This window comes from Streptomyces sp. NPDC001889 (assembly GCF_053594535.1).
Window position 1 is genome coordinate 1 of record NZ_JBSFER010000036.1, and the last position, 22,595, is coordinate 22,595.

The 22,595-nt window shown below is 72.6% G+C and carries 17 protein-coding genes and 1 riboswitch; of the genes, 4 read left to right on the forward strand and 13 right to left on the reverse strand.

Annotation, left to right across the window (positions count from 1 at the left end):
- Nucleotides 1-205: 205 nt before the first annotated feature.
- The 6 genes from ACWCRA_RS32465 to ACWCRA_RS32490 all read right to left on the reverse strand — a co-directional run bounded on the left by ACWCRA_RS32465 (nucleotide 206) and on the right by ACWCRA_RS32490 (nucleotide 9,256).
- The gene (locus ACWCRA_RS32465; RefSeq protein ID WP_451069246.1) at nucleotides 206-1,666 is read right to left on the reverse strand and encodes a S28 family serine protease; all 1,461 of its coding nucleotides are present in this window, start codon (nucleotides 1,664-1,666) and stop codon (nucleotides 206-208) included.
- 139 nt (nucleotides 1,667-1,805) lie between these two features.
- A complete protein-coding gene (locus ACWCRA_RS32470) occupies nucleotides 1,806-2,294 on the reverse strand; it encodes a hypothetical protein (protein ID WP_451069247.1) in 489 nt (162 codons plus the stop codon).
- Nucleotides 2,295-2,581: 287 nt separating this feature from the next.
- Complete coding sequence (locus tag ACWCRA_RS32475; RefSeq protein WP_451069248.1) at nucleotides 2,582-6,394, reverse strand: ABC transporter ATP-binding protein; 3,813 nt, start codon at nucleotides 6,392-6,394, stop codon at nucleotides 2,582-2,584.
- An 86-nt stretch (nucleotides 6,395-6,480) separates the two neighbouring features.
- Nucleotides 6,481-7,434 carry a serine hydrolase gene (locus tag ACWCRA_RS32480; protein ID WP_451069249.1) on the reverse strand — a complete coding sequence of 318 codons (954 nt, stop codon included), beginning with the start codon at nucleotides 7,432-7,434 and terminating at the stop codon, nucleotides 6,481-6,483.
- Between the two features lie 146 nt (nucleotides 7,435-7,580).
- Nucleotides 7,581-8,429, reverse strand: coding sequence for a serine hydrolase (locus ACWCRA_RS32485; protein WP_451069250.1), 849 nt, complete (start codon nucleotides 8,427-8,429; stop codon nucleotides 7,581-7,583).
- 68 nt (nucleotides 8,430-8,497) lie between these two features.
- The gene (locus ACWCRA_RS32490; RefSeq protein ID WP_351553526.1) at nucleotides 8,498-9,256 is read right to left on the reverse strand and encodes a GntR family transcriptional regulator; all 759 of its coding nucleotides are present in this window, start codon (nucleotides 9,254-9,256) and stop codon (nucleotides 8,498-8,500) included.
- A gap of 190 nt (nucleotides 9,257-9,446) precedes the next feature.
- Between ACWCRA_RS32490 and ACWCRA_RS32495 the strand changes: the two genes are divergently transcribed.
- Nucleotides 9,447-9,854, forward strand: coding sequence for an ATP-binding protein (locus ACWCRA_RS32495; protein WP_451069251.1), 408 nt, complete (start codon nucleotides 9,447-9,449; stop codon nucleotides 9,852-9,854).
- Between the two features lie 12 nt (nucleotides 9,855-9,866).
- On the opposite strand, the gene ACWCRA_RS32500 is transcribed toward ACWCRA_RS32495, so the two are convergent.
- Genes ACWCRA_RS32500 through ACWCRA_RS32510 form a run of 3 tightly spaced genes read right to left on the reverse strand, consistent with a single transcriptional unit; the run spans nucleotide 9,867 to nucleotide 14,060 of the window.
- Nucleotides 9,867-11,549 (reverse strand): thiamine pyrophosphate-binding protein, encoded by a 1,683-nt coding sequence (locus ACWCRA_RS32500; RefSeq protein WP_351553522.1) that lies wholly within the window; start codon nucleotides 11,547-11,549, stop codon nucleotides 9,867-9,869.
- On the reverse strand, nucleotides 11,546-12,517 hold the full coding sequence (speB, locus tag ACWCRA_RS32505) for an agmatinase (protein ID WP_451069252.1): 972 nt from the start codon (nucleotides 12,515-12,517) through the stop codon (nucleotides 11,546-11,548). The genes ACWCRA_RS32500 and speB overlap by 4 nt, the downstream gene beginning before the upstream one ends.
- A gap of 40 nt (nucleotides 12,518-12,557) precedes the next feature.
- Nucleotides 12,558-14,060, reverse strand: coding sequence for a sodium:solute symporter (locus ACWCRA_RS32510; RefSeq protein ID WP_451069253.1), 1,503 nt, complete (start codon nucleotides 14,058-14,060; stop codon nucleotides 12,558-12,560).
- Between the two features lie 173 nt (nucleotides 14,061-14,233).
- Here ACWCRA_RS32510 and ACWCRA_RS32515 point away from each other — a divergent pair, with 173 nt between their 5' ends.
- Complete coding sequence (locus ACWCRA_RS32515; RefSeq protein ID WP_451069254.1) at nucleotides 14,234-16,048, forward strand: PucR family transcriptional regulator ligand-binding domain-containing protein; 1,815 nt, start codon at nucleotides 14,234-14,236, stop codon at nucleotides 16,046-16,048.
- Between the two features lie 116 nt (nucleotides 16,049-16,164).
- Here ACWCRA_RS32515 and ACWCRA_RS32520 read toward each other — a convergent pair whose 3' ends face one another.
- Together ACWCRA_RS32520 and ACWCRA_RS32525 are read right to left on the reverse strand one after the other, a co-directional pair.
- A complete protein-coding gene (locus ACWCRA_RS32520; RefSeq protein WP_351553511.1) occupies nucleotides 16,165-16,521 on the reverse strand; it encodes a DMT family transporter in 357 nt (118 codons plus the stop codon).
- Nucleotides 16,521-16,835, reverse strand: a complete 315-nt coding sequence (locus tag ACWCRA_RS32525) for a DMT family transporter (RefSeq protein WP_351553508.1) — start codon at nucleotides 16,833-16,835, stop codon at nucleotides 16,521-16,523. Before ACWCRA_RS32525 ends, ACWCRA_RS32520 begins: the two co-directional genes overlap by 1 nt.
- A 17-nt stretch (nucleotides 16,836-16,852) precedes the next feature.
- A riboswitch (guanidine-III (ykkC-III) riboswitch) is annotated at nucleotides 16,853-16,917 on the reverse strand.
- 188 nt (nucleotides 16,918-17,105) lie between these two features.
- Between ACWCRA_RS32525 and ACWCRA_RS32530 the strand changes: the two genes are divergently transcribed.
- Together ACWCRA_RS32530 and ACWCRA_RS32535 are read left to right on the forward strand one after the other, a co-directional pair.
- Nucleotides 17,106-18,263 carry an acyl-CoA dehydrogenase family protein gene (locus ACWCRA_RS32530; RefSeq protein WP_351553506.1) on the forward strand — a complete coding sequence of 386 codons (1,158 nt, stop codon included), beginning with the start codon at nucleotides 17,106-17,108 and terminating at the stop codon, nucleotides 18,261-18,263.
- A 4-nt stretch (nucleotides 18,264-18,267) separates the two neighbouring features.
- Complete coding sequence (locus tag ACWCRA_RS32535) at nucleotides 18,268-19,203, forward strand: acyl-CoA thioesterase (protein WP_451069255.1); 936 nt, start codon at nucleotides 18,268-18,270, stop codon at nucleotides 19,201-19,203.
- A gap of 61 nt (nucleotides 19,204-19,264) precedes the next feature.
- On the opposite strand, the gene ACWCRA_RS32540 is transcribed toward ACWCRA_RS32535, so the two are convergent.
- Complete coding sequence (locus tag ACWCRA_RS32540) at nucleotides 19,265-20,776, reverse strand: DUF6056 family protein (protein ID WP_351553500.1); 1,512 nt, start codon at nucleotides 20,774-20,776, stop codon at nucleotides 19,265-19,267.
- Nucleotides 20,777-20,926: 150 nt separating this feature from the next.
- Entirely contained in the window at nucleotides 20,927-22,369 is a 1,443-nt protein-coding gene (locus tag ACWCRA_RS32545) for a glycosyltransferase (protein WP_451069256.1), read from the reverse strand.
- Between the last annotated feature and the right edge of the window lie 226 nt (nucleotides 22,370-22,595).

Consider the following 22,595-nt stretch of genomic DNA (forward strand, 5'->3'; position numbering starts at 1 on the left):
GGATCGGTGAGCGGGGTCCGGTGCCGTGGATCGCGAGGCGGAGGAGGGAGCCCACGCGGAGCGCCGGCGACCGACGACAACGCGGCGAGGCGCGGCACCGGGGCTCGCGAGCCCGGCACGATCCGAAAGAGACGACCCAGCGGGCCCCGGGCCCCCGGCACGGGTGTGCCGGGGGCCGGAGGGCCGGGAGGCGGGTCCCCGGGGGTTACGGGCGCAGTGCCCGCTCCGCCCTCAGGTCCACCTTGTCCAGCTTCGCGTCGTACTTCGCCAGCGGCTTCGCCGGACCGTCGCTCCGCTTGGCCGCGGCCGGGGCGACGCCCGCCCACTTCTGGATGGTGGTGATGGCCGCGGCGTTCTGCGCGGCGGGCAGCCCGGCCACATTGGCGCCGTGGTTGGCGCCGGGCACGGTGTAGACATAGCTGTCACGGCTGCCCTTGCCCAGCCGGAACGGCTCGGCGCTCCACGGGTCGTTCTGGCCGTTGACGAACATCATCCCGCGGCTGTTGTTCCGCACCCAGCCGTCGATGTCCTTCATGGCGCTGTCCTTGAAGCGCATCGGGATGTCGCGCGGGACGAAGTTCCGCGGCGGCTGGTAGCCGTAGCGGGTGAGCCCCTTGAGGTGCGGCAGCGCGATGTCGGGCGAGCCCAGCTCCGTACCGGCCTGGTAGTAGTACGGCGTGTACGGGGTGAGGCCCTGGTCGGTGTAGAAGGAGAAGCCGGCGATGTCGTCGATCAGCTTGAAGAGATCCTGGTCGGCGAGGTTCTTGGCGACCGGGATCGAGGCGCAGTCGGCGGCCAGGCTGTACTGCCAGAAGCCCCAGGTGAAGTCGAGGACGACGGCCTCGTACGCCCTGTCGAGCGAGCCGACGGTCTTGAAGGTGTACGCGTTGTCGGCCGCGTACTGCTGGTAGATCTTCTGCATCGGTCCGCGCCGGATCAGGGCCTCGCGCTGGACGTTGTCGAGCTTGGTGCGGCACTCCTTGGTGCCGACCTTGGAGAGGAAGCGGTCGTACGCCTTGTCCTCGTCGTTGTCGACGTCGTTCGGGGCGACGTAGGCGACGACACCGTCCATGTCGCGCGGGTAGAACCGCTCGAAGTAGGTGGCGGTCATGCCGCCCTTGGAGCCGCCGGTGGCGATCCAGTTCTCGCTGTAGATCTGCTTCAGCGCGGTGTGGACGCGGTGCTGGTCGCTGGCGGCCTGCCAGATGTCGAGCTTGGACCAGTCGGCGGGGTTGGGCCGGGACGGCGTGAAGAACCGGTACTCCATGGAGACCTGGTTGCCGTCGATGATGGCCGTGGGCTCGCTGCGGCGCGGTGTGGTGCTCAGACCGTAGCCGGAGGTGAAGAAGACGGTGGGCCGGCTGGTGTCCTTGTGCAGCAGGGTGATCCGCTGCTGGAAGGTGCCCTTGGCGGGGTTCCGGTGGTCCACCGGCTGGGTGTAGTTGAGGACGAAGTACCGGTAGCCCGGGTGGGGCTTCTCCTCGATCAGGCTCATGCCCGGTATCGCGAGAACGCGGTCCTTGATGTCCTGAGCGGCGGCCTTCTGGGCCGCCTTGGTGCCTGTCGCGGTCTCCGCGGCGGTGGCCGCTCCCGCGGTCGCTCCGGCCGCGGTCGCGGTGCCGACGAGCATCGCGAACGACAGCACGCCTGTGAGCGCCTTGCGCATGAACCCTCCCCTGACTTCTTCATGTGGGTCGCGGTGAACCTAGCGGTGGTCACACCCGCCCCGCCAGCCCCCACAAGCTGTAACGCACATGAATCCAGTGACAGCCGTGTGACAGAAGGGATCAAAGTGATCAAGGTGGTCAGCAGAGAATCCATCCGGTGGAGCGTCCCACTCCGGACACCTGGCCGGAGGCCCGTACGCAGCGGTTGTGGGCGTGCACCGTGACGGGTCCCGCCTTGCGGGTGAACCGCCCCTTGTCGATCTTGGCGCGTCCGCCGCGCGCCTGGAGGGAGACGCTCATCGACCGGCGCGGTCCGGGCCGTTTGGCGAGGGTGACGGCGCAGGCGGAGCCGCGCTTCTTGTAGACGCGCAGCTCACCGGTGGCGAACTTGACCGTCTTGTCCGGCCGTCCCGAGCAGCCGGCGGGGGCGGGCGGGGCGGCGTACGCGCTGCCGGGGCCGGCGGCGGTGAGGCCGGCCACCGTCATCAGCACGGCGGCGAAGTGCGCGAGCAGCCGTCTCCCGAGGCCCCGTCCCCCGGTCCCCCGGCCCCACGGCCGGCGGCTGCGCGCGGGCTCCTGTCCCCCGAACCGGCGCCCGCGCGCGGGCGCCGTCCCCCTGAGCGTCATCGTCTCTCCCCTCCATGTGATCCTCCGTACTTGCGTACGACGTGCCGACGGCCCCTTTTGGTTGTCGCGAGCGGGCCGAAGTCATCCGGGAGGGGTACCGGGCGCACCCGGTGCTTGCCTTCTCTGCGCATCATGCATCAGGGCGGCGTACGCAGTGGGTCGGAGCCGTCCACGCGCCGGAATCGCGCCGGGAGCCCACCGGGCCGGAATCGCACCGGGCCGGAATCGCGCCGGAATCGCGCCGGGCCCGCCCGGCTCACGACCCGGCCGCTGATCCTGCCCCCGGCTCAGCCGACCACCGCGACCGGCTCGCCCTCCGGCGGCGGCGCGGTGTCCTCGCCGGTGAAGGTCCGCCACAGGGTGGCGTACTGCCCGCCCCTGGCCAGCAGCTCCGCGTGGGTGCCGTCCTCGGCGACCCGTCCATCGGCCATCACCACCACCCGGTCGGCGCGCGCGGCCGTGGTGAGCCGGTGGGCGACGACCAGGGTGGTGCGGCGGCCGGTGAGCCGTTCGGTGGCCTGGCTGACCTGGGCCTCGGTGGCGAGATCGAGGGCGGCGGTCGCCTCGTCGAGCAGGAGTATGTCCGGGTCGACCAGCTCGGCCCGGGCCAGCGCGATGAGCTGGCGCTGACCGGCCGAGAGATTGCGCCCGCGCTCGGAGACCTCGTGCAGATAGCCGCCGTCCAGGGTGGCGATCATGTCGTGGGCGCCGACCGCGCGGGCCGCGGCCTCCACCTCGGCGTCGCTCGCGCCGGACCGCCCGTAGGCGATGGCGTCCCGGACGGTGCCCGCGAAGAGATACGACTCCTGCGGTACGACCCCGAGCCGGTGCCGGTAGGCCGTCATGTCCAGCTCCCGCAGGTCCCGGCCGTCGGCCGTCACCCGTCCCCGGGTGGGGTCGTAGAACCGGGCGACCAGCTTCACCAGCGTGGACTTGCCGGCGCCGGTCTCGCCGACGAAGGCGACGGTCTGCCCTGCGGGTATCCGCAGATCGATCCCGTGCAGGGCGGCCTCGTCGTCCCCGTAGGCGAAGTCGACGCCCTCGAAGGCGAGGTCACCGCTGAGCGAGCGGACCCCGGCGGGTTCCCCGGCGCTCTCGGTGGAGGTCTTCTCCGCCAGCAGCTCCTGGATGCGCCGCACGGACACGGCCGCCTGCTGATAGCCGTCGAAGACCTGCGAGAGCTGCTGCACGGGCGCGAAGAACAGCTCGATGTAGAGGAGATAGGCCACCAGCGCACCGGTGGTGAGGGTGCCGGCCTCGATCCGGCCCGCGCCGACGATCAGCACCGCGGCGGCGGCGACCGACGACAGCAGCTGCACGAAGGGGAAGTAGACGGAGATCAGCCACTGGCCCCTGACCCGGGCCTGCCGGTAGCTGTCGCTGCCGGCCACATAGCGCTCGTTGCCCGCGCGCTCGCGGCGGAACGCCTGCACGATCCGCAGCCCGGAGACGGACTCCTGGAGATCGGCGTTGACGACGCTGACCCGGTCGCGGGCGAGTTCGTACGCCTTCACGGACTGCTTGCGGAAGAAGTACGTACCGAAGATCAGCACCGGCAGGGTCGCGAAGACCACCAGCGCCAGCGAGACATCGATGACGACCAGCGCCACCATGATCCCGAAGAAGGTGACCACCGAGACGAAGGCGGTGACCAGGCCCGTCTGGAGGAAGGTGGAGAGCGCGTCCACATCGGTGGTCATCCGGGTCATGATCCGACCGGTCAGTTCGCGCTCGTAGTAGTCGAGCCCGAGCCGCTGGAGCTGGGCGAAGATCCGCAGGCGTACGGAGTACAGCACCCGCTCGCCGGTGCGGCCGGTCATCCGGATCTCGCCGGTCTGGGCGATCCACTGCACCAGCACGGTGAGCAGCGCCAGCAGGGAGGCCGTCCACACGGCGGCGAGGGCGGCCTGCTCCACGCCCTGGTCGATGCCGTGCCGGATCAGCACGGGCAGCAGCAGTCCCATCCCCGCGTCCACGGTGACCAGCAGCAGGCTCAGCAGCAGCGGCAGCCCGAAGCCGCGCAGCAGCATCCGGATGCCCCGGCCCTCGCCGTGCGACCGCTCGGTTCCGGTGGCCCGCCCCTCGTCGACGGCGGGGGTGTCATCGGCCGGCGGCAGGGCCGCGACCTGGGCGAGCAGCTCGGGTGTCGCACCGGGTTCGGTCCTCTCCCCGGGGCTCTCGTCGCGCACCCAGAGGCGGGGGGTGATGCCGCGCTCGGCGTCGAACTCGGCGTCCAGCTCCTCCCGTACGGTCCGCTCGCGGTCCGGCGCCGGCTCCGCGTCCAGGGGCGGGGCGTGGCCCGGGGAGACCGCGCCCAGCTCGTGCGGGTCGGTCAGCAGCTTGCGGTAGAGGGCCGAGCGGGCGGTCAGCTCGTCATGGGTGCCGATGTCGGTGAGGCGTCCGCCGTCCAGGACGGCGATCCGGTCGGCGAGGCCCAGGGTGGAGCGGCGGTGGGCGATCAGCAGGGTGGTGCGGCCCGCCATGACCGCGCGCAGGGCCTCGTGGATCTCGTGCTCGACGCGGGCGTCCACGGCGGAGGTGGCGTCGTCGAGGAGGAGGAGCCGGGGGTCGGTGAGGATGGCGCGGGCGAGCGCGACGCGCTGCCGCTGGCCGCCGGAGAGGGTGAGGCCGTGCTCGCCGACCCTGGTCTCGTACCCGTCGGGCAGTTCGCCGATGAAGCGGTCGGCCTGGGCGGCGCGGGCGGCGGCCTCGATCTCGGCGGGGGTCGCGTCGGGCTTTCCGTAGGCGATGTTGGCGCCCACGGTGTCGGAGAAGAGGAAGCTGTCCTCGGGGACGAGGCCGATGGCGGCGCGCAGCGAGTCGAGGGTCAGCTCGCGCACATCGTGGCCGCCGACGAGGACGGCGCCGTGGGTGACGTCGTAGAACCGGGGCAGCAGCAGCGAGACGGTGGACTTGCCGCTGCCGGAGGCGCCGACGACGGCGACGGTCTCGCCCTCGCGGATCTCCAGCGAGAAGCCGTCGAGGACCGGCCGGTCCGGGTCGTAGCCGAAGGTCACCCCGTCGAACTCCACGGTCGCGGGCGCGTCGGCGGGCAGCTCCCTGGTGCCGTCCTGGAGGGTCGGCTCGGTGTCGATCAGCTCCAGGACGCGCTCCGCGCCCGCCCGGGCCTGCTGGCCCACGGTGAGGACCAGGGCGAGCATCCGCACCGGGCCGACGAGCTGGGCGAGATAGGCGGAGAAGGCGACGAAGGTGCCCAGGGTGATCTGGCCCCGGGTGGCGAGCCAGCCGCCGGTGGCGAGCATGGCGACCTGGCCGAGGGCGGGCACGGCCTGGAGGGCCGGGGTGTAGCGGGAGTTGAGCCGGATGGTGCGCAGCCGGCCGGCGAAGAGCCTGCGGCTCGCGGCGCGCAGCTTGCCGGCCTCCTGCTGCTCCTGGCCGAAGCCCTTCACGACCCGGACGCCGGAGACCGCGCCGTCCACGACTCCGGCGACGGTGGCGGCCTGGCTCTGCGCGTACCAGGTGGCGGGGTGCAGCCGGACGCGGCTGCGCTTGGCGATCCACCAGATGGCGGGGGCGACGGCGAGGGCGATCAGGGTCAGCGGCAGGGAGAGCCACGCCATGATCACGAGGGAGATCAGAAAGAGGAGGAAGTTCCCGATGGTCATCGGGAGCATGAAGAGCAGACCCTGGATGAGCTGGAGGTCGCTGGTGGCGCGGCCGACGACCTGGCCGGTGGAGAGTTCGTCCTGACGGCGGCCGTCGAGCCGGGTGATCGTCGCGTACATGTCGGTGCGCAGATCGTGCTGGACGTCGAGGGCGAGCCGGCCGCCGTAGTAGCGGCGGATGTAGGTCATGACGTAGACCACGAGGGCCGCGCATATGAGCAGACCGGTCCAGACGGCGAGGGAGCGGCTCCCGTCGCCGATGACATCGTCGATGACCACCTTGGTGATCAGCGGCACCAGCGCCATGACGCCCATGCCCGCGAGGGACGAGCCGAGGGCGAGGATCACATTGCGCCGGTATCTCCAGGCGTATCCGGTGAGCCGCCGGGCCCAGCCGCGCCCGCCCCCGGGTGTGCGGCCATCGGCGCTCCCCGCGCCCTCCGCCTGTCCCGCCGCTGCCTTCGCCGCCGCCACGTGGTGCCTCCCGTCGGATCTGTCCCGCCGGAAGGCACCAACGCCCCGGACAGCGGATTTCATCCCGCTGTAACAAATCCCCGGGGTCAGCGAGGAGCGGAGACGGCGTCCCGCGCGGGGCTCTCGGGCGTCGCCGGGAGCGCCTCGCGCGCCACAGTGGGCGGTACGAAGGCCGTGCGCGCCGGAGCCTTCGGGTTGAGGCCCTTGTGGATGGCGCGGGAGACGGCCTGGACGCTGTTGATCCCGTCGTTCATGGACTTGTTGCCGTGGGTGAGGACGGTGATCGTGTAGTGGTGGCCCTTGCCGGTGAAGGCGCCGATGGAGTGGACCCGCCAGCCGTGGGTCTTCCGGGGCAGCCAGCCGTTCTTGACCTGGACGGTCGCGGTGGCGGGGGCGCCGGCCGGGGTGCCCCAGCGCTGGTCCCTGACGACCTCGCGCATCAGCTTGAGGGCGTAGGCGCGCGAGGCGTCGGTGAGGACCGGGTTCCTGGTGGTCAGCCGGGCGAGGAACCGCTGCTCGTCACGGGCGGTGATCTGGGTGAGGCCCCAGTAGCCGCCGGCGCCGGGGACGGTCTGGGTCATCTCGGCCGCGGTGAGGAAGCGCTTGATCTTGGTCATGCCGAGCTGCTTCCACAGGGTGGTGGTGGAGGCGTTGTCCGACTTGGTGATCATGGCCTTGGCGAGGGACTGCTCGCGCGAGGTCAGCTTGCGCTTGGAGCGCTGGGCGTCGTGCAGCAGCGCGCCCAGGACGGTGGCCTTGACGACGCTGGCCGAGTCGAACTTCGTGGACGCCCGCAGGGAGCAGCTCGTCCCGGTGACGGCGTCGTCGACCTGGAAGGCGATGGTGCCCTTGCGGTTCTTGAGGGCGGCGGTGATGTCCTTCTTGAGCTTGGCGGCGAGCCCGGACTTCTTGGAGACGCAGCTGACCTGCGGGGCAGCCGCTGCCGCGGGGGTGGCGGTCGCGGTGACCGGTATGAGCACGGCGGCGGCGAGCAGGACGGCGAGGACCCGGCCGCGCGGGGCCGTTCGGTGGTGAGTCATGGAGGTTCCCCATCCCCTGGTGCATGGTGGCGGGTGCCCCACTGCGGGCACCCGCCACTCATGACCAACGGGAAACGGGATGGTTGTACGACAATCCTCGGCCCGGCCGAACGGTTACGGACCGGTGACACGCGTGGACGCGCGGGTCAGAGATTGCGGTGCACGGCGCGGGAGACGGCCTCTATCGTCCGGACGCCCTGGCTCATGTCCGCGTTGTCCTGGGTGAGGACGGTGATCGTGTAGTCGCGCCCCGGGCCGGTGAAGGCGCCGATGGAGTGCACCCGCCAGCCGCGGGTGGCGCGGGGCAGCCAGCCGTTCTTGAGGTGCGCGGTGGTGTGCGCGGGGACGCCGGCGGGGGTGCCCCAGCGCTGGTCCGGGGTGACCTCGCGCATCAGCGTGAGCGCGTAGGCCCGCGAGCGCCCGCTCAGCGGCCCGCCGTCGCCGGTCAGCAGCGCCAGGAGTCTGCCCTGGTCACGGGCGGTGATCCGGGTGAGCCCCCAGTAGTCGCCGGCGCCGGGGACGGTGCTCTTCATCCCGGCGGCCCTCAGGAACCGTTCGACCTTCGCGACCCCGAGCTGCCGCCAGAGCGCGGTGGTGGAGGCGTTGTCCGAAGCGGTGATCATCGCCCGCGCGAGCCCCCGCTCCCGCTCGCTCAGCCGCCGCCCCTGCCGCTGCGCGTCCAGCAGCAGCGCCCCGAGGACCGTCACCTTCACGACACTCGCCGAGTCGAAGGCCCGATCGGCGCCCAGCTCGCAGCTGGTGTCGGTGACCCGGTCGTGCACATACACGGCGGTGGACGCGTCGCGGGCGCCGACGGCGTCGAGTATGTCCCGCCCGAGGCGGTAGGCGAGTTCCACATCCATGGAGGTACAGGCGACTTCCGGCTCGGCCGGGGCCGCGGCCGCGGCGGCGGCGGCGGGTAAGGGAAGGAGCATCGGGGTGAGGAGCAGGGCGGAGGTGCGGAGTCTTCTGCGTATGCCTGAGCGGCTTGCCATGGGGCCCCCTTGGTGAGGGGTCCATTGACGCATGGGTGGCTGTGAAGGGGAGGGGGGTTCGGGGCGGTTCAGGGGGTGAAGTCGTACTCCAGGATGTAGGCGGAGGAGTCGAGGACCATGTCGTTCACCTCGACGGCCCACCCCTCCCCGGTGAAGGCGGTCCGGCAGATCAGCACCACGGGCGTGCCCGTCGGCAGGGAGAGCCAGTCGGCCTCCGCCGGGGAGGGCATCCGGGAGCGGATCTCCTCGCGGAAGCGGACCGGTGTGTGGCCGAGTTCAGCGAGCCGGGCGTAGATACCGCCGGGTCCGGTATTGGTCTCGGTGATGGCGGTGCCCGCCACGAGTTCGGCATCGAGATACGAGGTGGCGAGCATGACGGGCCGCCCGTCGAGCGCGAACCGCCGTCTGCGCACACACGCGGACGCGCCTTCGTCGAGCCCCAACAGACGGCGGACCGAATCCGGCGGCTCCTCCTCGGTCACCGAGACCGAATCGACCTCCAGGTCCCAGCCCTTGGCGTCGACCGCCCAGACCGAACGGCCCTCGCCCCACAGCCCCGCCGAGAGCCGCTGGACGCCCCGGCGCCGGATCGGCCGGTACTCGCGCACGAAAACGCCCGCGCCTTTTCTCGCCTCGGCGAGACCCTCCGTCTGGAGCACGCCGAGAGCCTGCCTGGCCGTCATCCGGGCGACGGTGTGGGTGGCCATCAGATCGTTCTCACCCGGCAGCCGGTCTCCGGGGCCGTACTGGCCGGTCTCGATGGCGGCCTTCAGTTCGAGGGCGATGCGCTGGTACTTGGGCTGTCGGCCGCTGCCCTGGCTTGCCACGTGGAGCCCTCCCTGATCATCTCTACGAATCCTATGAAGACCCCCTTGAATTCGCCGCCGCTTACCCGAACGACACACGTCCGGATTCGAACGTCTCTAGAGATGACTTGACTCCGGAGTGTGCATCGCTGTTCACTCAGCGCATCTCTAGAGATGCGTCGGTCCGTACTGCGATCCTGCGGAGGCTCCCGTGTCCAGCACCAACACCACCGAAGCCGGTAGGCAATTCCCTCGCACCCCGCGCAGCGCCCCCCGCGCCCGCGCCTTCCTGCGGGAGCGGCTCACCGCCTGGGGCATCACCGGCGAAGCCGTCTGCACCGCCGAGCTGTTGCTCTCCGAACTGGTCTCCAACGCCGTCCGGCACGCCCCCGTCCCGCCCGGCCGGGAGATCGGCGTACGGCTCGCTCTCGATGACGGCATCCTCCGACTGGAGGTCGCCGACACCGACGACCGCCGCCCCGAGCCCCGGCCGGCGGAGGCCCATGCCGAGGACGGGCGGGGGCTCGCGATCGTGAGTGCGCTCGCGGAGGGGTGGGGGTGGGTGCCCCGGGCGCACGGGATCGGGAAGACCGTGTGGGCGGAGCTGAAGATCCGGTAGCCGGGCCCCCGCTCAGAGGTGCGTCGGGGCGAACATCCGCAGCAGCGCCGGCAGCACCACCACCGACGGGCCCGGTTCCGCGAGGGCCTTCGTGAGGTCGTCCGTCAGGGTCTCGGGGGTGGTGCGCACCGCCGGGACGCCGAAGGATTCGGCGAGGGACACGAAGTCCGGGCGGGACAGTTCCGTGGCCGTCGCCTCGCCGAAGGCCTCGGTCATGTACTCGCGGAGGATGCCGTAGCCGCCGTCGTCGACGATCAGCCAGGTCACCGGGGAGCCGTACTGCTTCGCGGTGGCCAGTTCGGCGATCGAGTACATCGCGCCGCCGTCGCCGGAGACCGCCAGTACCGGGCGGGTGGGGTCGGCCGCCGCCGCGCCGAGGGCGGCCGGGAAGCCGTAGCCGAGGCCGCCCGCGCCCTGGGCGGAGTGCATGGTGTTGGGGCGGCGGGCGTCGAAGGCGGACCAGGCCCAGTAGGCGAGGATCGTCATGTCCCAGAAGCTGGGGGCGTCGTCGGGCAGCGCCCGGCGGACCGAGTCGAGGACGCTCCGCTCCAGGGTGAGCCCCTGGGCGCCGATCCGCTCCCGCACCCGGGCGAGGACCGCGCTCACCCGCTCGGGCGCCGTGGGGTCCGGCCGCTCGTCCACCGTCTCCAGGAGGGCGGAGAGCGCGAGCCGGGCGTCCGCGTGGATGCCGATGCCCGCGTGGTTGGACTCCAGCTTCCCCGCGTCGGCCTCGATCTGGATCACCCGGCCGCGCGGGGCGAAGGTGTGGTAGTTCGAGGAGAGTTCGCCGAGGCCGGAGCCGACCACCAGCAGGACGTCCGCGTCCTCCAGGAAGTCCGTGGTGTGCCGGTCCTCCAGCCAGGACTGGAGCGAGAGCGGGTGCTCCCAGGGGAAGGCGCCCTTGCCGCCGAAGGTGGTGACCACGGGCGCGGCGATCCGTTCGGCGAGCGCGCGCAGCTTCCCGGAGGCGTCCGAGCGCACCACCCCGCCGCCCGCGATGATCGCGGGCCGCTCGGCCCCGGAGAGCAGATGCGCGGCGAGCGCGGTCAGCTCGGGGCGCGGCAGCACGTCCTCGGGAGTGGCGTCCATCGCGGTGACGACCGGCAGCACGGTCTCGGCGAGCAGCACGTCCTGCGGGATCTCCACCCACACCGGCCCGTGCGGGGCGGTGAGCGCCGACTGCCAGGCTGCGGCGATCGCCGACGGGATCTGGGAGGCGGTACGGGCGGTGTGGACGGACTTGACGACGTCCCGGAACGACGCCTGCTGGTCGCGGAGTTCATGGAGATAGCCGTGGCGTCCGCCGCCGAGCCCGGCGGCGGGGATCTGGCTGCCGATGGCGAGCACGGGCGCCGACCCCGCCGCCGCCTCCTGGAGCGCGGCGAGCGACATCAGCGCGCCGGGGCCGGTGGAGAGCAGCAGCGGCGCGACCTCGCCGGTGATCCGGCCGTACGCGTCGGCGGCGAAGCCCGCGTTGTTCTCGACCCGGAGCCCGACATAGGTGAGCGAGGAGCGGCGCAGCGCGTCGAACATCCCCAGCGCGTGCTGCCCGGGGAGGCCGAAGACCGTGGTCGCGCCGAGACCCTGGAGGGTCTCGATCACCAGGTCGCCGCCGTTGCGCCCGGGGGGCGGGTTGAGGGCGGCCTCGGTCTGCGCGGCCGTGGGCCGCAGCTCCACATCGTGGTCGTGGGTCACCGGCCCGCCCTCCCGGCGGCGATCTGGCGGGACATGATCGTGGTCAGTTCGTACGCGGTGTGGGAGGCGGCCACGGCGGTGATCTCGGCGTGGTCGTAGGCGGGCGCGACCTCCACCACATCGGCCGAGACCAGGTTGCAGGAGGCCAGCCCGCGCAGGATCTCCAGCAGCTCGCGGGAGGTCATTCCGCCGGCCTCGGGGGTGCCGGTGCCGGGCGCGTGCGCCGGGTCGAGGCAGTCGATGTCGATGGAGATGTAGAGCGGGCGGTCCCCGATGCGCTGGCGGAGCTGGTCGGCGACCTCGTCGGCGCCCCGGCGATAGACATCGGCGGAGGTGACGATGCCGAAGCCGAGCTTCTCGTCCTCGGTCAGGTCCCCCTTGCCGTAGAGGGGGCCCCGGATGCCGACGTGGGAGAGGGCGGAGGTGTCGAGGATGCCCTCCTCGACGGCCCGGCGGAAGGGGGTGCCGTGGGTGTACTCGGCGCCGAAGTAGGTGTCCCAGGTGTCGAGGTGGGCGTCGAAGTGGAGCAGCGCGACCGGGCCGTGCCTCTTGGCGACGGAGCGCAGCAGCGGCAGGGCGATGGTGTGGTCGCCGCCGAGGGTCATCAGCCGGGCGCCGGTGGAGAGCAGGTCGTCGGCGGCGGACTCGACGGTCTCCACCGCCTCGTTGATGTTGAAGGGGTTGGCCGCTATGTCCCCGGCGTCGGCGACCTGGGCGAGCGCGAAGGGCGAGGCGTCCTGCGCGGGGTTGTAGGGGCGCAGCAGCCGGGAGGCCTCGCGGATGGCGTTGCCGCCGAAGCGGGCGCCGGGCCGGTAGGAGACCCCGGCGTCGAAGGGCACGCCGACGACGGCGACATCGGCGCTGCCGACCTCGTCGAGCCGGGGCAGCCGGGCGAACGTGGCGGGCCCGGCGTACCGGGGGACACGGGACGAGTCGACGGGGCCGCGCGGCTGCTCGGTGCTGCTCATGGTCTGCCTTCTTTCCAACGCTTCGCTGCGTTTTCCGACTCTAGTCAGGGAGGTGGTTCGGGGCGACGGCGGCCGGGGGCACGGCCCGCGGTTCCTCGCCCTCCGGCTCCTCGCCGCCCCGGCCGGCGAGCCGCTCCCGCCAGCGGGCGAGGACGGCCGCGTCGGTGGGCTCGGTGAGGAGGGAGACGGCGACATAGACGGCGAGGGAGGCGAGGAGCCCGTACATCACGGGTTCGGTGGCGAGGATTCCGTACCCCGCCATCAGCCCGATCACGGCGGCGCCGCCGACGGCGACGGCGGCCAGCGCGCCCTGGACGGTGCCGCGCTTCCACAGCAGTCCGCCGAGGATGGGGACGAGGAGTCCGCCGACGAGGAGGTTGTACGCCACGGTCAGCGCCTCGACGACATCGTTGAGGGCGATGGCGATGGCGATCACGGCGACACCCATGACGAGGATGAAGACGCGGTTGCCCCGGACCTCGTCGTGGTCGGCGGCGGGCGCGTCGCGGGAGGTGAGGCCGCGCAGCCGGGACCAGATGTCGTTGTTGGCGACGGTGGCGCAGGCGATCAGCGCGCCGGACGAGGTGGACATCACGGCGGCGAGCGCGGCGGCCAGCACCAGCCCGCGCACCCCCATGGGCAGCTCGTCCCTGACGATCAGCGCGAAGGCGTCATCGGGGTTGTCGAGGTCGGGGTAGAGCACCTTGGCGGCGGTGCCGATCATCGCTCCGGCGATGGCGTAGACGAGACAGTAGGTGCCGGCGGCGGCGCCGCCCCAGCGGGCGACCTTGTCGCCGCGCGCGGTGAAGACCCGCTGCCAGATGTCCTGTCCGATGAGCATGCCGAAGGTGTAGATCAGGACATAGGTGAAGATCGTCTCGCCGCCGATGCCGAGCGGCGCGAAGTACTCGGCGGGCAGCTCCGACCTCATCTCGCTGAAGCCGCCGGCCTTGACGACCGCGATCGGCAGCAGGAGCAGCAGGATGCCGACCGTCTTCACGACGAACTGCACCATGTCGGTGAGGGTGATCGACCACATGCCGCCGAGGGTGGAGTAGGCGACGACGACGGCCCCGCCGAGGATGATGGAGAGGGTCCGGTTCAGGTCGAAGATGACATCGAAGATCGTGGCGTAGGCGATGGTCGAGGTGACCGCGAGCATCAGGGTGTACGCCCACATCACCACGCCCGAGATCACCCCGGCCCGGCCGCCGTACCGCAGATCGAGCATCTCGGAGACGGTGTAGACCTTCAGCCGGGCGATCCGGGCGGAGAAGAAGACGGAGAGGGCGAGGAGTCCGAGGCCGATGGTGAAGACCATCCAGGCGCCGGAGAGGCCGTGCTTGTAGCCGAGGCCGACGCCGCCGATGGTGGAGGCGCCGCCGAGGACGATGGCGGCGATCGTGCCCGAGTACATCCAGGGGCCGAGGCGGCGTCCGGCGACGAGGAACTCGCTCTTGGACCGGGCTCGGCGCATGCCCCACCAGCCCATGCCGAGCATGGCGGCCAGATAGACGACGATCACCGCGTAGTCGACAGCCATCGGATTCCCTCCCTCTCTCGCGTCGCCCGGGCCGGCCGGGTGGGCCGGATCGGGCCGGGCCGATCGGCCGGGGGCGGCCCGGGTCTCGTTGCCCCCTGACGGTAGGTGGCCGGAAAGCGGCGTTGAAGTGTACGTTTCCTCCATATTCGATGACGCCGATGGATGGACTGTCCATGCCGGATGCCACAGCGCTCCCTCCGACCCCGCCGGTCCCGCTGACCGCGCTGCTCGCCCATGAGGAGCTGGGGCTGCGGCAGATCGCCGGCCCCCGGGCGGCGGAGGCGGGCACGGGGGCGGCGGTGCACTGGGTGCACACCTCGGAGATGGCGGACCCGTATCCGTATCTCCTCGGCGGGGAGCTGCTGCTGAGCGCGGGGGTGCTGCTGGCCGACCCGGAGCTGTACGTCCGCCGGATCACCGCCGCGCGGGCGGCGGCGCTCGGGTTCGGGGTGGCGCCGGTGCACGACACGGTCCCGGCGGGGCTGATCGAGGCGTGCGACCGGTACGGGCTGCCGCTGCTCGAAGTGCCGCCGAGGACGACCTTCACGGCGGTGGCGCGGGCGGTGTGGCGGCTGATGGCCGAGGAGCGCCACCGGGAGCTGCGCCGGGTGACGCGGGCGCAGCAGGGTCTGGCGACGGCGGCGGCCCGCCCGGACCCGGTCCCCGCGGTCCTCGCCCAGCTCGCGGCGCACCTGGGCGGCCGGGCGGTGCTGCTGAGCCGCGCGGGCGCCGAACTCGCCACGGCCGGCCGCGCCCCCGGCCCCGCCGCCCGCGCGGCCCTGCTCGCCCTGGCCCGGGTGGTGAGCCCCGCCCGGGAGGCGGCCCCCGGCCGGGAAGCGGCCCCCGGCCGGGAAGCGGCCTCCGGCCGGGAGAGCGGGCCCGCGCCGGGTTCGCCGGGCGCCCGCGCCACGGGTCTCCCGGCGCCGGGGAGCGCCGGCGGTCCCGGCGCGGAACGCGCGCGGCGGGCGGCGCCCCCGCACACGTCTCCCGGTCGCCCCGGGCGGGAGGGCGGCCCCGAGGCGGGCAGCGCCCCGGCACCCGGCACCCCCGGGGACGGCACCCCGCCGGACGGCACCCGCCCCGGGAGCGGCCCGGCCGCCGGCGCGCCGGCGGCCCGCGCCCCCGGGAGCGGCGGCGAGGCCCGGCACGCCCCCGGCAGGGGGTCCACCGGGCCCGTGCCCGCGTCCGCCAGCGACACCGTCGACGGGGTCCATCTCAGCGCCTACGCCCTCGCGGGCGGCGAGGGCCTGGTGCTCGGGCTGGCGAGCCCCGGGCGGGAGGCCGGGGACCACACGGTCGCCGGGGTCGCCGTCGTCCTGCTCTCGCTGCTCACGGCCGAGCACCAGGGGCTCGACAGCGCCGGTCGCGGTGCGGCGCTGGTACGGCTGATGCTGGGGGCCGGGGCCGTGGAGGCGGCCCGGCTGCTGGGGTCGGAGCGGTGGACGGTGGTGCACGCGCGCGGCGGCGGCCCCGCCCCGCTGGCCGCGCCCGCGCTGGGGGCGGCGCTCGGGAGCGCGCTGGTGGACACGGGCGAGGACGGGACCGTACGCGTACTGCTGCCGTCGCCTGCCGCCCCCGAACCGGCGGCGCGGCCCGGCTGGGTCCTCGGGGTCAGCGACCCGGTGGAAGCGGAGCATCTCGCGGCGGCCGACGCCCAGGCGGCGCAGGCCCTGCGCCGGGCGCTGGCCACCGGCCGCGGCCTGGTCCGCCACCGGGGCACGGGGCCGGCGGCGCTGCTGACCTGGCAGGAGGCATCGGCCCACGCCCGGCTGCGCCTCGCCCCGCTCACCGGCTCCCCCGCGCTCGTCGAGACCCTGCGCGGCTGGCTCTCCCTGCACGGGAGCTGGGACCGGACGGCCGCGGCGCTGGGTGTGCACCGCAACACGGTCCGCCAGCGCGTCGCGCGCTGCGCGGCGCTCCTGGGCGAGGACCTGGACGACGCGGACGTACGGATGGAGCTGTGGTTCGCCCTGCGCTCGCTCCCCTGAGCCCGGCCCGCCGCCCCGGGACCCCCGTGAACCCCCGGAGCCCCCGGACAGCGAAACAGCGGTGCCCGCCGGCCCGGCCCTCGCGGACCGGCCCGGCGGGCACCCCGGGTGTGGTTCTACGCCTCCGGCAGCCGCTGTTCGGCCTTGGGCCCCGGCTTGGTCTTGACGAACTTCAGGCCGATGACGCACAGGATGATCCCGCCGAGGAACAGCCCCTTGAGCACGGAGGCGGGCTCCTCACCGGTGAGCATGGCGTAGAGGACCGTCAGGGCGGCCCCGACCCCGATCCAGACCGAGTAGGCCACGCTGATCGGAATCCGGCTCATGGCATAGGCGAGACCCGCCATGCTGAGCGCCAGCCCGACGAAGAAGACGACGGCGGGACCCGTTTTGCTCAGTCCGTCGGAGAGACCGAGGGCCGTGGCCCAGACGGCCTCGAACACGGCACTGATGAGAAGAATCGCCCAGGGCATCAGCTGACCGCCTTCAGTCCGACGACACAGCCGATGAGGCCCAGCAGCAGGACCACCCGCCCGGTGGAGGCGCGCTCCTGGCCGGTCACCATGGCCCAGACGGCCGTGAGCACCGCTCCGATGCCGACCCAGACGGCGTACGCGGTCCCGGTGGGAAGGCTCTTCATGGCGAAGGCCAGACCCGTCATGCTCGCCGCGAGGGCGACACCGAAGACGACGGTCGGAATGGGGCGCTTGAAGTTCTTGGACGCGGACAGCGCTGTGGCCCAGACGGCCTCCAGCACTCCTGATACGACGAGAATGAACCACGCCATGACGGAACCGACCTCCCAGTGGCCAGTCTTGTCGCTGAGCGGGTACTGATCCGTCGTCCGCAGGCCCCATCGGGGGCCTCACCTCCTTGTATAGCACAGCGGACCGGCGCTCCGGCCGTCCGCCCGCGGCGCCGGCGGGTGCCTCCGGTCACTGTGATGTGCGCGGCTTTCCCTGGACAGGGGCGGTAACCGCCCGGTAACTTCACTCTCCAGCCTGAGCAAGCGCTTAGTCGTGCGCCCGCTCACCCCAATCCGCCCAGGGAGGCGTCCGTGCGCCGCAGCGTCTACAACGAGGACCACGAGGCATTCCGGGAGACCGTCCGCGCCTTCATCGAGGCCGAGGTCGTGCCCGTGTACGACGAGTGGTACGCGGCGGGCCAGGCGCCCCGCGACTTCTACACCAAACTCGGCGAGCTGGGCATATTCGGCATCGAGGTGCCGGAGGAGCACGGCGGCGCGGGCCAGGAGTCCTTCAAGTTCCAGGCGATCATCTCCGAGGAGACCGCCCGCGCGGGCGTCTCCTTCGGCGGCTCCGGGGTGCATGTCGCGCTCTGCCTCCCCTACCTCCTCGCGTACGGGACACAGGAGCAGAAGAAGCGCTGGCTCCCCGACTTCGTCTCCGGCGCGGCGATGTACGCCATCGCCATGACCGAGCCCGGCACCGGCTCGGACCTGGCGGGCATGAAGACCACCGCCCGGCTCTCGGACGACGGCTCGCACTACCTCCTCAACGGCTCGAAGACCTTCATCACCGGAGGCGTCCACGCGGACCGCGTCATCGTCTGCGCGCGCACCGCCGCCCCCACGGAGGAGGACCGCCGCCACGGCATCTCGCTCTTCGTCGTGGACACCGCGCTGGAGGGGTACGCGGTCGGCCGCCGGCTCGACAAGCTCGGCCTGAAGACCTCCGACACCGCCGAACTCTCCTTCACCGATGTCAGGGTCCCGGCGCGGGACCTGCTCGGCGAGGAGAACCAGGGCTTCTCCTACCTCGGCCAGAACCTCCCGCAGGAGCGGCTGGCCATCGCGGTCGGCGCGTACGCCCAGGCGTCCGCCGCGATCCGCTTCACCCAGGCGTACGTCCAGGACCGCACGGTCTTCGGACAGCCGGTGGCCGCCTTCCAGAACACCAAGTTCGAACTGGCCGCCTGCAAGGCCGAGGTGGACGCGGCGGAGGCCGTCGTCGACCGGGCCCTGGAGGCGCACGACACGGGCGAGCTGTCGGCGGCGGAGGCGGCGTCCGCGAAGCTCTTCTGCACCGAGGTGGCCCACCGGGTCATCGACCGCTGCCTCCAGCTGCACGGCGGCTACGGCTATATGAACGAGTACCCGATCGCGCGGCTGTACGCGGACAACCGGGTCAACCGGATCTACGGCGGGACCAGCGAGGTCATGAAGTCGATCATCGCCAAGTCCATGGGGCTCTAACCCCTTGGCCGGCCCTCGGAACAACCTCCCGGACAACCTCCCGGACAACCCCCCGAACAGCGCCCTGGACGAGCTGCTCGATCTGCTGGACGTGGAGCGGATCGAGCGGGACATCTTCCGGGGCCAGTCGCGCATGGCGCTCGTGCCCCGGGTGTTCGGCGGCCAGGTCGCCGCCCAGGCCCTGGTCGCCGCGGGCCGCACCGTCCCCGGGGAGCGCCCGCCGCACTCCCTGCACGCGTACTTCCTGCGCGCCGGCGACCCGGGCGCGCCCATCGTCTACACCGTCGACCGCATCCGCGACGGCCGCTCCTTCACCACCCGGCGGGTGGTCGCGGTCCAGCACGGCCGGCCGGTCTTCCATCTGTCGGCGTCGTTCCAGGTGTACGAGGAGGGCCTGGAGCACCAGTCGGCGATGCCGGCCGCGCCCGACCCGGAGTCCCTGCCGACGGCCGCCGAGATCCTGCCGTCGTACGCGGCCAACTTCACCGGTCCGGACGTGGTGGAGAAGCTGCTCAGGGCGCGGGCCGCGGTCGATCTGCGCTATGCCCAGCCGCCCCCGTACGGACAGGTCGGCGAGGAGCGCGAACCGCGCTCCCAGGTCTGGTTCCGCACCACCGGGAAGCTGGTGGACGATCCGCTGCTCCATGTCTGTCTGGCCACCTATGTCTCGGACATGACGCTGCTCGACTCGGTGCTCCTGGCGCACGGGCGCGGCGGCTGGGCGGTGGGCGATGTGGTGGGCGCGTCGCTGGACCACGCGATGTGGTTCCACCGGCCGTTCCGGGCGGACGAGTGGCTGCTGTACGACCAGGAGTCCCCGACCTCCTCGGGCGGGCGGGGGCTCGGCCAGGCGCGGATCTGGACCCGGGAGGGGCGGCTGGCGGTGTCGGTGATCCAGGAAGGGGTCGTCCGGGTGCCGCGCCCGGACCGGGGGGACTGAACCACCGCCCGGACCGGAAGGGCCGGTTGGGGGCGGGCGGGCCGTTGGGGGCGGGCGGCGCTCAGGGCAGCCGGTGCCCGTGGGTGACCCGTTCCACGCCGTAGTAGTCGGCGACACAGCCGGCGGGCCAGCTCCCGTGCTTCCCGAACGGCTCGCCCATCGCGGCGACCGAGGTCGGTGTGTACGGAAGGGTCTCCGCGCCGCCCGCCGCCTGGACCCGCATCCACCGGTCCTGACGGTCCCAGGCGCGGGCCCGCGCCTCCATCTCCCCGCCGAGCTGCCCGAGGGGGACGGCGAGCCCCAGACAGCAGACGGCGCCGGCCGCCACCCCGGCCGCTCCCACCGCCCGGGGCGTCCGGGCGGACCGGGCGCGGGCGCGCACCGCCCGTCCCAGCAGGGTCCCGGCGCCGACGAGCAGGACGACGTACAGCAGCAGGTAGTCGTTCCAGGCCCGTGAGACGGTCGCCGTCCCCGCGCCGAAGACGGGGTAGGCGATCACGGTGCAGAGGTAGCCGGAGACGAGGAAGGCCGCCGCCCCGGCGGCGGCGAGCGTCCGGCGGTGGACGAGGACCACCGACGGCCCCGCCCCGCCGCCCCGGCAGACCAGCCCCAGCACCACCCCGGCGGCGACGGCGCCCAGGTACTGCCAGGTGGTGAGGAGGGTGGCGAGGATCTGCCCGAAGGCGTCGAGCGCACCGGTGAGGGACTCGGGGGCGAACATCGAGGCGTTGGCGCCGTACCGCTCCCGGCGGTTGCGGGAGCCGGGCGAGGCGAGCAGCACCACCGTCCCGGTGGCGGTCCCCGCGAGACCGGCCAGACACCAGGCCCGCGCGTATCCCCGCCGGACCCCGGTGACGAGCCGGCGGCCCAGCGGCAGCACCGTGCCGAGCACCACGAACCCGACGACGGCCGCCGCCTCCGAGAGGGTGGCCAGCAGGGCCCCCGCCAGGAACACGGCGGCGAGCGCGGCCCGCCGGCCGGAGCGCGTCCGGGCGAGCAGCAGCGGCAGGACGGCGGCGCAGGCGAGCACGGGCGCCAGGGTGTGCGAGACCGCCGAGGCGGGCCAGTAGAACGTCTTGTACGTGTTGGGGCTGGCGAGCAGGAAGACCGCCGCCACCGTCGACGCCACCAGCAGGGGGACACCGCGCGGCGTCCGCAGACCGGCCCGGCGCAGCGCGAGAGAGGTCACCGACCAGAGCACCGCGAGCACGAGCACCCCGCTGACCGGGGCGAACCACCGGTGTCCCGCGACGTCGTGGACGGCGTAGGCCCCGACCAGGACGGCGTTCACGATCCGGCCGTTGTCCTTGGACCAGAACTTCTCCACCATGCCGGTGACCCCGGACTCCCGGGCGGCGGGCAGAAAGCACCAGTCGTCGGCGCCGGGGCGCACATGCTGTCCGTACCAGAGCGCCGTGGCGAGCAGGGCGAGCGGCAGCAGGGCGAGCAGGAGCGGCCGGCACGCCGCCGGGGTCCCGCGCGGGCGGGTGCCCGTCGCGCCGGCGGCGCGGGCGGGCCGGGGGCGCTCGCCCGGCGGCGGGGAAAGGACCGTGCCCGACGAGCCCTCGGTCATGGGGAGCTCCACCCTTCGTTCGCTCTCGCAGTCGTGGTCGTGGTGGTGATCGCTGTCGTGGTGGCGATCGCTGTCGTGGTCGTGATCGCTGTCGTGGTCGTGGTCGTGCGGGGCCGGCCGCCCCCGGGTGCGGCGGCGGGACGGGAGGGGTCAGGCCGGGTCGGACTCGTCCGCCGGGCGGGCCCGGGGCAGCTCGCCCGCCGGGGCGGGGGCCCGGGGGGCGACCGCGCCGGCGGTGATGGCCCACCGGGCGAGCAGGAAGGAGAGGGGTGTCACCAGGACACCGGCGGCCAGGGCGGCGATGTTCTTGTCCATGCCGAGCAGTTCGACGGCGAGGAAGAGCAGCGCGCCGCCGCCCACCAGACCGGCCAGGCTGGAGAGCGGATAGCGGACGAAGGCCCGCCAGGTCGGTCTGGTCCTCAGGGTGACCGAGGAGTTCAGCAGAAAGGAGACCACCACGCTGACCGTGTAGCCGAGGACATGCGCGGCCAGATAGGGAATCCAGCGGTTGGCCGTGGCGTAGACGGCGAGATAGACCGCCGTGTTGACGAAGCCGATCGCCGAGAAGACCGCGAACTGGCGGACGGTGCGGGCCTTTCGCCGCTCACCGGTCCCGGGCGCGGCGGGCGGCGTTTCCTCCTGGGGAGGGGCCGGGGGCGCCACCCGGGTCTCGCTGGTCTCCCGGACCACGTAGTGGGGCCTCCTCTTGGCCTCGTGGTAAATACGGCCCACATATTCACCGATGACCCCGAGAGTCATCAGCTGGATTCCGCTGAGGGCCACAACGGCGGTGAGCAGCGAGGTGTACCCGGGAACTCCGACACCGTGCAGAGCGGCCTGGAGAATGACCCAGACGGCGTATCCCAGTGCCGCGAGAAAGAGGGTGAGACCGGTGTGAATGGCCAGCCGCAGCGGGCGGCTGTTGAACGAGATGACACCGTCGATTCCATAGTTGAGCAGATTCCGGATGCCCCATTTCGATGTTCCGGCCGCGCGCTGGACATTCCGGTAGGTGAAGCTGACGGTGTCGAAGCCGATCCAGGAGAAGATTCCCTTGGAGAAGCGGTTGCTCTCGGGCAGCGCGAGCACGCCGTCGACCGCGCGGCGGGAGAGCAGCCGGAAATCGCCCGCGCCGTCGACCACGTCCACATCCATGAAGTGGCCCATCGCCCGGTAGTAACCGGAGCTGAGGGCGGAGCGGAGCAGCCCCTCGCCCACCCGGTCCCGGCGCGCGATGACCTGATCGAAGCCCTGGCGGCGCAATTCCAGTATGCGGGGGACGAGTTCGGGCGGGTGCTGGAGGTCCGCGTCCATGAGGATCACCGCATCGCCCCGGGCCATCCGCAATCCGGCGAGCAGGGCGGCCTCCTTGCCGAAATTGCGGCTGAAGGAGGTGTAGCGGACGCGGCCGTCGGTGGCGGAGAGGGTGCTCAACTGCCCCCGGGTGCCGTCGCGGCTGCCGTCGTCCACATAACAGATCTCAAAGGTTCGCCGGGTGGACGCGAGCACTTCCGCCAGCGCCGTGTGAAAGGCCCCGATCACCTCGGATTCATTGAAGCACGGAACGACAACGGACACCTGGCATTCCGCCATGCACGCCAACTCTCCCCTCGGATTCGTCGAGAGCCGTGTGCCGGATGCGTGCCGGTCCGCACGGGAGCGCGGACCGGCCGGACCGCAACAGCCGCCCTCCCGGACATTGTCCTTCCGCCGGTAATCGGGCCGGTCGTTCGCAGCGCCCGGGAAATGCGCCGTTGGGGTGAAATTCACCGCCTCCGGCACCCGGTTCCGGTTTCGGCGCACCGCCCGGGGCCGTATT